Here is a 12,194-nt window from a genome sequence, read left to right as displayed (position 1 = left end):
CCATTAATCTCTTCCAAAGTCATCTTGAAATCTTTCGATGTCGTCTTCACCGAGGTACTCACCGATTTGAGTCTCTATAACTTCAAGAACAACTTTTCCGGGGTTCTCAAGCCTGTGGATGACCCCTGCGGGAATAAAAGTGCTCTCTCCCGGCCTTAGCAAGAGTTCTTTGTCTCCGATTTTGACTTTTGCAGTCCCCTTGACAACAACCCAGTGCTCCGAACGATGGTAATGCCTCTGGAGGGATAGCCTTTTACCGGGCAAGACTGTTAAGCGCTTTATTTTGTATCTTTCTCCCTCTTCAAGAACCGTATAAGATCCCCAAGGTCTGTATGCAGTTCTATGCACTATAGCTCTTTCGTCTCCTTTTTCTACTAACTTTTTGTAGGCCTCTTTGACTTTTTGAGTTTCGCCTTTTTTAGCCACCAGTAGGGCATCCCCAGTGTCTATTATCACGAGGTCTTCTACCCCTACTGTTGCTGTTAATCTCTCTGTTATTACCAAGTTATTCCTTGAATCAACGTTTATGTAATCTCCTTTGAATCCGCTTATTCTGGTGGCGTTTCCATTTTCATCTTTTTCAAAGGCTTCATATATTGCATCAAAACTTCCTAAGTCGTTCCAGTAGGTGTTTAAAGGCACTACGGCTGCTTTGTCAGTTTTCTCCATTACTCCATAATCAACAGAAATTTCTGGCACTTTTTCGTAAGCTTCTTCTATGCTCTTTGCCTCTTTAAAGGCGTTATACACTTCGGGAGCGACATTTTTCACTTCCTCAATAAACAGTGAACTATCAAAGAGAAACATCCCGCTGTTCCAGTAGTAACCTTCTTCCACATAACGCTTTGCGGTCTCGTAATCCGGTTTTTCTTTGAATTCCTCAACTTTGTATCCGCCTTCGAGTTTTTCTCCAGGTTTTATGTAGCCATATCCAGTGTGGGGTCTTGTGGGTTTGATACCAAAGGTCACGAAATACTTATCCGCAAGTTTCTCGGCGTTTTTAAAGGCTCTTATGTAGTCATCATTAACCCTTATCAAGTGGTCTGAGGGGAGAACAGCTACTTTTGACCTCCCATAACTCTCTTCTATGACTTTCACTCCCCAGAAAATAGCAGGCAAAGTGTTTTTTCCAACGGGCTCAGGCAGTATGTTCTCCTCTGGAACTTCTATACCAAGTTCATTTAGATCGTCTAAAACTCTAAACTTGTACTCCTTGTTTGTAACGATGAATATCTCTTTGGGCTTTGAAAATTTTAATGCTCTTTCAACGGTCTTTTGGAAAAGAGATGTGCTGTCAAAGATCCTTATAAACTGCTTTGGCATTAACTCTCTACTTAATGGCCACAATCTCGTGCCCTTCCCCCCAGCGAGAATAATCGTCTTCATTATATCACCCCCATAAGTTCTTTTATTGTCTTTATATTCTTAGCCCTTTTGCATGGAAGATTTATGGCAAAGGGATGATCGACAACTTCAAGCATCGGGATATCATTCTCTCCGTCTCCTACGGCGTAACTCTCCACTTTTTCGATCTTTGAATACAGGTCTATTAACATTTTTGCGGCTTTTCCTTTGTCAGTGTTTCCGGTAACAGTGTAAAATCTACTGCCCTTCGTGATCTTGAGATTTCTCTGCTCTATGTACTTTTGGAATCCATTTCTTTCCCATTTGAAGATTGTTTCTGAGTACTCTCTCTTCATAGCAAGTTCTGCAAGCTCTTTTGGGAGGCCCGTAAATTCGATAATTTCTTCAGTGGTAGAATTTCCGTAGTATTTCAGCCCAAACTGTGTCCCTATTTCATCCAGAACTTTTCTTATGATTTCGTACTTTGTGCCCAGCTCGATAACATAGTAATCTCTCTCTTCTCTGCTGTATGGAAAATCAAAGTTGAAATAGCCCTTTGGAATGTAAATTGCACTCCCATTTTCGACTATAAAGGGATCTGCAACGTTAAGAGCTCTTCGGTAATACTCCTGCTCCACCCTTGTCTTTGAGGAGTTAAAGATTATCTTGAAGCCTTTCTCTTTCAGGAAGCTTACGATATCCTTTGCGGGCTCTGGGGAGTAATCATCCCCGATTAGAGTTTTGTCTAAATCTAGGAAGATTACCTTCATAGATCGAACCTCAAGAGAGTCTCTTGGTTCGACTCAAGTGTATTCATCCACTTGTTAATGTCTATGTTCTTTATTGGTCTCATTACCATTGGTTTTGGCGGCTCTTCGTTTTCTTTCATAATCCCGTGCATTTTTAGGTCTTCCAAAATCCTTCTCTTTAGCCTTTCTGATGCAAGCTTCGAGTGATATATTGTGGTTAGAGACAGCAGTACCATCTCCTTTACGTGTTCCTGCCCTTTGTCCTCGTGGAAATGTGGATTTAGCGTTTCTATCTGGAAGATTTCTATTCCTTGGTCAAAAACTTCTTGGAACTCTTCTACGTTTTCCCAGGTGCCAAACCGTTCGAGGAGGTACACTATCTCATAAGGCTCTATTGAATAACCCGTTGAAAACGGCAGAATTTCTGCAAGTTTCATTGTCATCGCGTGCTCTCCTGCATTGCCAGTTACCATTATCGTGGTTTCAAATGCAGTCTTTTCGCTTATCAGCTGGTTTAGATAGTGGTTTGTTATCTCACTTACTCTTCCCCATTTTCTGAAATAAAGTGTTCCTCTGCTGATTTTAGGTTTGTGTCTCCAGTGAAGCCTCACCATTGTGTATTCGCTTTCGCTCATCAAAAAGCCGGCGGCATAATCCTTGACGTACTCGTTAACGGCTCCGGGTATGTAGTTGTCCGCATCCACGAATCCAACGTATTTTGCGCCTATCGCTTTTGCAAGCATTATTCCTACAAGCATGCCCTCTCCTTTTCCGCTTCTCACAAGCCCGTTTTCGTCTAAAATATCAGTATAGCCAACTTCTTTAAACGCCTCTGCCAGCCCAGGGTCCTTCTGGTGAACCATAATAACCTTTGAGTGCGTCAGATTGCAGAAGTGTTTTACCAAATCTACCTCTTGCCTAAACCTATTGGGTCCCTTTCTTTTACTGTTGGAGACGATTATAATTGGCGACTTGTGCGGAATTGCTTTAAGAACTCCATCAACCAAATGCAGCTTTTCGTTTTTCATTGGTACAATTACTGCCATTTCTCCAATTGTTTTGTAAATGTCTTCCCTTGGAATGTTTTGAACGGTAAACATGGGAACATCTTCAGTTTCAGTGTCCAGTTTAATGACCTTTTGCAGTTCATAAATTTTCACGGCTCCAAAGATTTCCTTATAAACTGGGGCCTCCAAAAGCATGTTTTCACCTCCTAAGTGAATTGAAACAAGCAGAATAATAGAAATATCCCCCGAATACTTTTCGTTTTTTCCATATATAAGTTTTATCGTAAATGCTGATTGTTAAAATACATTTGATGTCTTTCCAAAATAATAAGTTTGTAAAAAGGGTTTAAATTCTCAGCTTTAACTCCTACCACTGTTGTTCTAAATAACTGCATAAAATGTGCCTTATTTGTACCTTGACAGTTTCTGTATTAAGCAAATTTTTTATACACTTAACCTGTTATATACCTATTGGTGGTGCCAATGGCCAGTATGAAAACCTTACACGAAAAAGTTTGTGAGATTATAAAGCCAAAAGGAGCTCCCGTAGGGATAAAAATGCTAAAAGACCAGGATCTTGAAGAACTGCGCATAAGAAAACTTGAAAAGAACCTAGCATTATGCCAGCTCCTCAAGTATGTTGCACTCTATAAAAAAGCGAGAATAGTTTCACTTGAGAATATTGACGCTTGCGTTGTAGGGAGCTACGTTCTCGGTTTTGGCATGCCCCCAGAGGACTTAAAAGAGAGATGGATTAAGGGATGGAAGTACAACGAAGAGCTCTTCAATGCCCTTGTTGCTCAGGTTCACGCTCTTCCCCAGGGAGAGTACAAAGCGGCACTCTTTGCTCCATTAGAAGCTTTTGACAAGTATAACTTAACCCCTGATGCTGTAATACTGCTCGTAAACTCAACACAAGCATATCTTCTCTCTGTAGGATACTTTGACGCGACTGGGAAGAAGATCCATTCTGACTTCAATGGCCATGCTGCATGTGAAATTGTTGCCACAGTTATTCAAGGAAAATCTCCATGGCTTACAATACCTTGTGGAGGAGCTAGAGGTCTTGCGGGCTCTCAAGACGATGAACTCTGGATGGGAATGACTCCAGAAGAACTTAAAACTGCCGTTGATCGCTTAGAATCTGTTGGATTAGAATACCCACCCGCAATTTACCAAAGTGCCCTCGCAGATCTAGTCCAAGATCATCCACTAACATATCTAATTGCAAGGACAGTAAAGAAGTGATTATCAATTCTCTTCTCTCTTCAATTCTCTTATTTTCATTATTCCAAACTTTCACATGCAAATAACTAGCCTAAACTGTTTGGTTGATTTCTGGGATTCCTACCTTGCCTGTAGCTGGGACCTTACAAGTTTTCTTTTCGGAAATGTTGTTAGTGACTTAATTCCGACGCCTTACTGCTTATTCTGGTGGTTAAAAAAGTAAAAAGAAGGCTACTTCTTTCTCATTCCAAACTCACTCACAAAGGCTGAGCTTGAGATGGTGTCCCCTATTCCTACTGTGCTCTTAGGAGATGCTACAATCTTTGTTGGCACGAAGGTTAGCTGTCTGTCAGTCATATCGATAATACCGTTCTCAAACTCCGTGAACTCCTTCTCAAGTTCTTCCTCAAGGATCATTGCCCTTTCATTTGTTGGAACACTTAATGCATCTCTGATCTGCTCTATTCTTTCGAGATTTCCTCTCATGGCTTTGGTAGCTGCTGCGAGGGATGCGAAGAGTAATGCGTCTCTTACTTCCTCTCCCATGTACTGGGTTAGGGCGAGGTAGTATCCATAAGTGTGGAAGTGAATTCTCTCAATTCCTGTTTCGTCCATTAAGATGTTCATTGCATCTATGACTGAGAAAACGTGTCCTTCCAGAACTTCTTTTGCGAGTTCCTCATCTCCTATTATCTCTATTATTGAGGCGAGCTCAACTTCATTAAGACCAACGCTTGTGAACTTGGGTAAAAGCTCTATGAGTGCCTCTCTAACCCTTCTGTTGGCTGTGTAAGCGAATTCAAAGTGAGTCTTCACATTGTAGCGGTTAAGGATGTTCAGGTGATTCTCAACCCTGTCGAGAACATCTCTGTATGTCATTCCATCTGGGTAATGCTCCTTTAGAACCTGCAACCCGCTTATTATTGCCAGCTCGACTTTTTTGGCTATTTCCTCAAAGCCTTCTCTGAATTCTTTCCTCATGTAGACCCTTGCATTGTAGTCATCAGCGTTGGCAATGAACCTGTTTTCTCTTGGTGCTTGAATATCAAAAACTTGGAAACCTTTGGGGAATTCATATATGTAATGGATTAGCTCCTCTTCATCGGCAACAGCCTCTTTAGGATGGACAAGCTTTAGTTCGTCCCCTTCGAAGACAGGAACGTAAATCGGCCCATCTGCAAATAATTCTGCTTGGAGTTTTGGATTTTGAGGGATATGAACAATCGTCGGAATCCCATACACTCCCCCAAGAAGATTTGCCATTATTCCCGCTTGTCCTCCTATCCTAAGCTCGTCCCATTCCCACTCTCTCAAGTATTTTCTCACTTCCTCGCTCTCCACGAACCACTCCATTGCCTTACCAAGTTTTATGCTCCTTAATATCCCACCAAAAAGGTCCTCAAGAGATGAAATCTTTTCGGAGGGGTTTTCAATAACTTTAAAAACTTTATCTTTTCCTATCTCCTCTATCCTCTTTTCTAAATCGTCCTTGTCTAAGTACTTTATGGCGTCAATGTTGGTGTTGTATCCCAGAAGAACACCTTCAATATTTGGGATCGCGTTTAGGGCATTTTCAAGGGCGTTTACATACAGCCTCTTCCAGAGCCTTATCCTCTCTTTGAGGCTTTCCTTCATGGCTTATCACCTCCACTGTTAGTTATGCATTCAAAATTAATAAACGTTAGCCACGATAAACTTCAAAAATCCTCTCGTAAATTATTGATGATGATAATCAAAGGAATTGGATTAGATTCGTCATCAAAAGTTGCTTTTCAAAGCCATGCTCACACTGATCATTTTGTTACTGGAGACTTCATAGTATCCACAAAGCCCACGAAGTTCCTCAGTCATCTTAAAAAGGGCGGATTTTATAAGACCTACCGCTTTGGAGAGAGCTTTTATATAGGTGACTACAAGGCAAAGCTCTATCCAGCCGGTCACATGCTGGGTTCTGCTCAAATCTACATTAAATTTGATGAGTTTTCACTCCTTTACACAGGAGATGTAAAGCTTTTCAAGCTCAGAACGGCCGAAAAGAGCAAATTCAGAAAAGCGGATGTTCTGATTATTGAGGCCACTTATGGTCTTCCAATGTATAATTTTCCGACTCCAAAAGAGGCAGAAAAGAAGCTCATAGCCTTTGTGGAAGATGCCTTAGACAGGAGAAAAATCCCAGTACTCTACGCAAATCAAATGGGGAAGGCTCAAGAACTGCTCAAGATCCTTGATGTCCATGGATACTCTGCGAGGGTTTCAAGCGATGTAAGAAAAGTTGCCAAAATTTATGAAAAGTTCGGGGTTAAATTTAACAACATATCAAAGGACGGTGAAGTAGTTATCAGAGGTTTTAAGACTCAAAAGCCCCTTAACGGTGCTCATCCCTCTGAGCTATTCGTTTCTGGATTTGGAAATCTAAAGCTCAGTAACCATGCAGACTTCTGGGAGCTTGTAAGGATAATCGAGAAAGTTAAGCCCGAGAAAATCTATACGCGCTATGGCCATGCTAGAGAATTCGCGAGGATTTTAAGAGGCTTGGGATATGGTGCAAGACCCATAGAAGATGTCTTGATTTCAGGAAAATTAATTTAAAAAGAGGAAACCAGATCAGAGTGATTTCAAGTATTCAGCATAAGCGTTTACGTCCATAAGCTCCTTTAACTCCTCTTCGAGATTGCTTGGCTTTATTTTGGCAATCCATGCTCCATATGGATCTTCGTTTATCTTTTCTGGAGCATCTTCAAGCTCCTCGTTAACCTCAATTACCTCTCCGCTAACAGGCGCATAGACTTCGCTTACGGCTTTTACGCTTTCTAATTCACAGAGAACGTCGCCCTTTGTTACTTTTTTTCCGACCTCTGGAAGCTCCACATAGGCAAGATCGCCAAGCTCTTTTTGGGCATAGTCGGTTATTCCCACTAAAACTGTACCATCCTCCAACACTTGGGCCCATTCGTGGTCCTTTGTGTAGTACAGCCCTTCTTTAATTTTGTATTCTCCGACCTCAATCATAACAATCACCATAGCGTTTTACGGTTGAGAAACATTTAAAGTTTTTCCTGACTCTGACTTCCTCACCGTTTACAATGGTGAGGCTTTCAGTTCACAATGATGGTAATTACATGATTTTGAATTCTGACCTTGGGCTGGATATCTTTATTATCCATATCCAAAAGATTTAAATATCCCAATGTCAAGATAAAGGGCGATGCTTATGAGGGGGGATCGAGTTCTCCACAGCTTGGCATTCCTTGTATTGTGATCAATTTAGTTTTCTCCCTAGCTCTGAATCCAAACTGTTTTCCTGGGTGCGAACTCTTTTAAGAAGTGTCTTTAACAACTTCAAGGAGGTTAGCCCATGGTAGATTTCAAAGCGATTGAAGAAAAATGGCAGAGTAAATGGAGGGAAGAGAAAATATTTGAGCCCCAAATAGATGAACAGAAGCCCAAATTCTACATAACAGTTGCGTTTCCATACTTATCGGGGCATTTGCACGTTGGGCACGCCAGAACCTACACGATACCAGATGTTATTGCAAGGTTCAAGAGAATGCAGGGTTACAACGTTTTGTTCCCAATGGCTTGGCACATAACGGGGTCTCCAATTGTGGGAATAGCAGAAAGGATAAAGCAGAGAGATCCTCAGACAATTTACGTTTACAGAGACGTCTATAAAGTTCCGGAGGATATTCTATGGACATTTGAAGATCCAGTAAACATAGTAAAGTACTTTATGAAAGCCGCAAAGGAAACCTTTATCAGAGCCGGTTTTAGTGTTGATTGGAGCAGAGAATTCCATACTACTAGTCTCTTCCCGCCATTCAGCAAGTTTGTTGAGTGGCAGTTCTGGAAGTTAAAGGAAAAGGGATTGATTGTCAAGGGAACTCACTATGTTAGGTGGGATCCCGTCGTTGGAACTCCTTTGGGAGACCACGACTTAATTGAGGGAGAAGACGTCCAGATACTGGAGTACATTTTGATAAAGTTCATTCTCGAAGAGAATGGTGATATCTACTACCTGCCAGCGGCAACTCTAAGACCTGAAACCGTCTATGGCGTAACGAACATGTGGTTGAACCCAGAAGCTACTTATGTGAAAGCCAAGGTTAAAAGTGGAGACAAGGAGGAGAAGTGGATAATAAGCAAGGAAGCAGCCTATAAGCTGAGCTTCCAAGACAAGGAGATTGAAATTCTGGAAGAGTTCAAGGGAGAAAAGCTAATTGGAAAGTGGGTTAGGAATCCTGTAACGGGAGACGATATAATCATTCTGCCTGCCGAGTTCGTTGATCCAGACAACGCTACTGGAGTTGTAATGAGCGTTCCCGCCCATGCGCCCTTCGATCACATTGCCTTGGAAGACATAAAGAAGGACACCGAAATCTTGCTGAAGTACGACATTGATCCAAGAATCGTTGAGGAAATAAGCTACATCTCCCTTATTGAGCTGGAAGGCTATGGAGAGTTCCCAGCAGTTGAAGAAAGCGAGAAGCTTGGTGTAAAGAGTCAAAAAGATGTAGAAAAGCTTGAACAGGCTACAAAAAACATCTACAAAGCTGAGTACCACAAAGGTGTTTTCAAAATTGAGCCATACAAAGGAAAGCCGGTCAGCGAGGTAAAAGAACTGGTAGCCAAGGAAATGCTAGAAAAAGGAATAGCAGATAAGATGTATGAATTCTCAGACAAAAACGTAATTTCAAGGTTTGGAAACAGGGCCGTGATAAAAATAATCCACGATCAGTGGTTCATCGATTATGGAAATCCAGAATGGAAAGCAAAGGCGAGAGAGGCTTTGGCAAACATGAAAATCTTGCCAGAATCAAGGAGAGCACAGTTTGAGGCCGTAATTGAGTGGCTTGACAAGAAGGCATGTGCGAGAAAAGTAGGTCTTGGGACTCCACTGCCGTGGGATCCTGAGTGGGTTATTGAGAGCCTGAGCGACTCGACCATCTACATGGCCTACTACACCATAAGCAGGCACATCAATAAGCTAAGAGAAGAGGGCAAACTTGATCCGGAGAAGCTGACGCCTGAGTTCTTCGACTACATCTTCCTTGAGGACTTCAACGAAGAAAAAGAGAAAGAACTAAGCGAAAAGACAGGAATCCCCGCTGAAGTTGTCCATGAAATGAAAGAGGAGTTCGAGTATTGGTATCCACTCGACTGGAGATGCTCTGCCAAAGACCTCATACCAAACCACTTAACGTTCTTCATATTCAACCACGTGGCGATATTCAGAAGGGAGCACTGGCCAAAGGGCATAGCGGTTAACGGCTTTGGAACTCTCGAAGGACAGAAAATGAGCAAGAGCAAAGGAAACGTCCTCAACTTCATAGACGCAATAGAAGAGAACGGAGCCGATGTAGTCAGGCTTTACATCATGAGCCTTGCCGAGCACGACAGCGACTTTGATTGGAAGAGAAGTGAGGTTGGAAAGCTGAGAAAACAAATCGAGAGATTTTACGAGCTGATAACAGAGTTCGCCCAGTACGAAGAAAAAGACGTTGAGCTAATGGACATCGATAAGTGGCTGCTCCACAGAGTCAACAAAGCCATAAAAGGTGCTACCGAGGCTTTGGAAGAATTTAGAACTAGAACAGCAGTCCAATGGGCCTTCTACAGCATATTAAACGACCTGAGATGGTACATGAGGAGGACAGAGGGAAGGGACGATGAAGCAAAGCGCTCAACACTAAGGAAGCTGGCCAATATATGGGTTAAGCTGATGGCACCGTTCACACCGCACATATGTGAAGAGCTATGGGAGAAGCTTGGAGGAGAGGGCTTCGTAAGCTTAGCTAAGTGGCCAGAGCCCGTTGAAGAGTGGTGGAACGAAACGATAGAGCTTGAGGAGGAGTACATCAAGACACTCATCGAGGACATAAAAGAGATCGTCAGCGTTGCAAAGCTTGAGAACGCAAAGAGGGCTTACATTTACACTGCAGAGGACTGGAAGTGGAAAGTTGCCCAAGTGGTTGCAGAGAAGAAGGACTTCAAGGCTGCAATGAGCGAAGTTATGAAGGATCCCGAGGTGAGGAAGCGCGGCAAGGAAGTTTCAAAGCTAATTCAGAAGCTCGTCAAGGAGAGGGCTTTTGACCTCAAGCGCATTGATGAGGAGAAAGCCCTAAGACAGGCAAAGGACTTCATAGAACGCGAAACCGGCCTTGAGATTATTATAAACCCTGAAGAAGACAAAGGCGGAAAGAAGAAACAAGCAATGCCAATGAAGCCTGCGGTTTATATTGAGTGAGCTTTTGTTTTACTTTTTCTGCCGTAAATCCTTACTATTTTTTCGAAAATGTTTCTCACGATTCTTAAGTGATGCACAAATCCGAGATACTCAATTGTTGAACCGTACGGAGGGAAATCAACTAAGATTGGTCTGTGCACAGCTTCGTTTAGTTTTCCATACTCATTTTTGGCAAGGGATGCATTGAGTATAAATTTAGATTTTTTCTTTTCATTTGAGGACAGATTAGGTGAATTATTAGACGATAGTTTGCTTAAGAGTTGGACGTCAGTTATGACATCTGAAAATACTCTTTGGCTATTAATAACCCAGTCAATTAGATCCACTAGCGCAGAATCTCGCAATTTAATTCTTCTGAGATTTTGTATATCTTCACGAATTCCCCCATTTTTGTACCTATTTGCAAGATGTTCTAACCGACTAATTTCTTTATATTCCAACTCCGGCATAGTGCAACCATTGAAAATTTTTAAGTGTGGAATGCCAACATTATCAACTGCTAATGACTGAATCCAACGAGAATTAAAATTATCAAGATACTCTTCGAGTTCCCAGATAGACTGTTCAAAGTTGTGTTCTATAATTTCACGTCGTTTCTCAAAGTCATCCGGATAGAGGGGAGGTAACACCTCTTTTGAAAGTGAACTTAAAAAATCTATAAGTAAAACATTCCCAAGGTCTATCAGCAGATGTCTCAGTGCAAAATATCCACTGAGAAAGTGACCCCCATATTCTAAAATTCTAATTTCATTCAACGTCTCGTGCATGTCATTCAAAATTGCACTTATTTCTGGTTGGAGGAACAAGTCATAGACAGTAGTTTCGTTGACTATACTAAATATATTAGCCAACTTAGTTACAAGCTTTTTCAATTTCTCGACTTCCATAATAATGCTAATACCATTTTCACTTAATAACCTGAATATATTGGGCTGTACTGCCGTAGTGTCTCCAAGAGGATATTCGACACTCATATCCCCTGCCATTTTGTAAATAGCCATTGGATTATCATTACCAGATTCCAAGCACGAGATAAAACTCAATATTTTCTTAGGCCAAATCTGCTTGTAATAACGATTTGCGTTGAGTTTAATAAAGGGCCTCTTATCCCACGATCTAAAATGTATTGACCAAGTTATCCCCAATTTTTCTAAATACGTTGTGTATTGATATATAGTATTTAGTGGATGATCTGTCTTTTTTTCATTTTTGATATGTTGCACTATCCAGTTTAATTTTCTTCGTGAGTTTTCTTTATCATCTGCACTCTCAAGATTATTAAGTTGAAGTTTATCTTCTTCAGAGAACCATTGAGATGCAATAAAATTACAATATCTGTGAAGTTCATTGTATATAATCCATGCAACTCTAGGAAAATCTGTGTAGACATTCCGAGTCCCAAATCTGACAAGGGCTCTGGGAGGATTACGTAGAGTTAGAGAATTTAAAACGAAATATTTATGGGGCGTCCTAACTGATTGAAGCCAAGGTATAGTCTTCTTTTGAATAATCTCTCCAAGACTTTTGTCAACCATGATGACCACAATGTAAGCTTAATCTTAAATTAGTTTTAACCCTTCTCCGTATAAAACCTTTTCTTTAAAAGGTCTTTTCTCTCCCTAT

The 12,194-nt window shown here is 41.4% G+C and carries 9 protein-coding genes; 3 read left to right on the top strand and 6 right to left on the bottom strand.

All coding sequences use genetic code 11. The annotated features are described in order from the left end of the window. Window positions 1–3 precede the first annotated feature (3 nt). Genes NF865_RS01545 through mpgS form a run of 3 tightly spaced genes read right to left on the bottom strand, consistent with a single transcriptional unit; the run spans window position 4 to window position 3,295 of the window. A complete protein-coding gene (locus tag NF865_RS01545) occupies window positions 4–1,386 on the bottom strand; it encodes a mannose-1-phosphate guanylyltransferase/mannose-6-phosphate isomerase (RefSeq protein ID WP_253304871.1) in 1,383 nt (460 codons plus the stop codon). Further along, window positions 1,386–2,114: a mannosyl-3-phosphoglycerate phosphatase gene (gene mpgP, locus NF865_RS01540; RefSeq protein ID WP_253304870.1), complete on the bottom strand. Its 729-nt coding sequence runs from the start codon at window positions 2,112–2,114 to the stop codon at window positions 1,386–1,388. The genes NF865_RS01545 and mpgP overlap by 1 nt, the downstream gene beginning before the upstream one ends. Beyond that, window positions 2,111–3,295 (bottom strand): mannosyl-3-phosphoglycerate synthase, encoded by a 1,185-nt coding sequence (mpgS, locus tag NF865_RS01535; protein WP_253304869.1) that lies wholly within the window; start codon window positions 3,293–3,295, stop codon window positions 2,111–2,113. The genes mpgP and mpgS overlap by 4 nt, the downstream gene beginning before the upstream one ends. Window positions 3,296–3,583: 288 nt before the next feature. On the opposite strand from mpgS, the gene NF865_RS01530 reads away from it, so the two are divergent. Continuing rightward, the gene (locus tag NF865_RS01530; protein ID WP_253304868.1) at window positions 3,584–4,348 is read left to right on the top strand and encodes a DUF169 domain-containing protein; all 765 of its coding nucleotides are present in this window, start codon (window positions 3,584–3,586) and stop codon (window positions 4,346–4,348) included. Between the two features lie 210 nt (window positions 4,349–4,558). On the opposite strand, the gene NF865_RS01525 is transcribed toward NF865_RS01530, so the two are convergent. Then, the gene (locus NF865_RS01525) at window positions 4,559–5,962 is read right to left on the bottom strand and encodes an ADP-specific glucokinase (RefSeq protein WP_436317662.1); all 1,404 of its coding nucleotides are present in this window, start codon (window positions 5,960–5,962) and stop codon (window positions 4,559–4,561) included. A gap of 90 nt (window positions 5,963–6,052) precedes the next feature. Between NF865_RS01525 and NF865_RS01520 the strand changes: the two genes are divergently transcribed. Next, window positions 6,053–6,916 carry an MBL fold metallo-hydrolase gene (locus NF865_RS01520; RefSeq protein WP_253304867.1) on the top strand — a complete coding sequence of 288 codons (864 nt, stop codon included), beginning with the start codon at window positions 6,053–6,055 and terminating at the stop codon, window positions 6,914–6,916. 15 nt (window positions 6,917–6,931) lie between these two features. Here the strand turns inward: NF865_RS01520 and gcvH are convergent, their stop codons facing one another. Then, window positions 6,932–7,336 carry a glycine cleavage system protein GcvH gene (gene gcvH / locus NF865_RS01515; protein WP_253305703.1) on the bottom strand — a complete coding sequence of 135 codons (405 nt, stop codon included), beginning with the start codon at window positions 7,334–7,336 and terminating at the stop codon, window positions 6,932–6,934. A gap of 346 nt (window positions 7,337–7,682) precedes the next feature. On the opposite strand from gcvH, the gene leuS reads away from it, so the two are divergent. Further along, window positions 7,683–10,571 (top strand): leucine--tRNA ligase, encoded by a 2,889-nt coding sequence (leuS, locus tag NF865_RS01510; protein WP_253304866.1) that lies wholly within the window; start codon window positions 7,683–7,685, stop codon window positions 10,569–10,571. Here the strand turns inward: leuS and NF865_RS01505 are convergent. Next, entirely contained in the window at window positions 10,559–12,115 is a 1,557-nt protein-coding gene (locus tag NF865_RS01505; RefSeq protein WP_253304865.1) for a hypothetical protein, read from the bottom strand. The two genes, leuS and NF865_RS01505, sit on opposite strands and share 13 nt — an antisense overlap. Between the last annotated feature and the right edge of the window lie 79 nt (window positions 12,116–12,194).

The organism is Thermococcus aggregans, from assembly GCF_024022995.1.
GTDB lineage: Archaea > Methanobacteriota_B > Thermococci > Thermococcales > Thermococcaceae > Thermococcus_A > Thermococcus_A aggregans.
Note: the sequence above shows the minus strand (reverse complement) of the source record. Positions and strands in the feature narration are given on the sequence as shown.

Coding starts and splice junctions, on each gene's coding strand:
- NF865_RS01545 (WP_253304871.1), bottom strand. CDS start 1,386: ATGAAGACGATTATTCTCGCTGGGGGGAAGGGCACGAGATTGTGGCCA.
- mpgP (WP_253304870.1), bottom strand. CDS start 2,114: ATGAAGGTAATCTTCCTAGATTTAGACAAAACTCTAATCGGGGATGAT.
- mpgS (WP_253304869.1), bottom strand. CDS start 3,295: ATGCTTTTGGAGGCCCCAGTTTATAAGGAAATCTTTGGAGCCGTGAAA.
- NF865_RS01530 (WP_253304868.1), top strand. CDS start 3,584: ATGGCCAGTATGAAAACCTTACACGAAAAAGTTTGTGAGATTATAAAG.
- NF865_RS01525 (WP_436317662.1), bottom strand. CDS start 5,962: ATGAAGGAAAGCCTCAAAGAGAGGATAAGGCTCTGGAAGAGGCTGTAT.
- NF865_RS01520 (WP_253304867.1), top strand. CDS start 6,053: ATGATAATCAAAGGAATTGGATTAGATTCGTCATCAAAAGTTGCTTTT.
- gcvH (WP_253305703.1), bottom strand. CDS start 7,336: ATGATTGAGGTCGGAGAATACAAAATTAAAGAAGGGCTGTACTACACA.
- leuS (WP_253304866.1), top strand. CDS start 7,683: ATGGTAGATTTCAAAGCGATTGAAGAAAAATGGCAGAGTAAATGGAGG.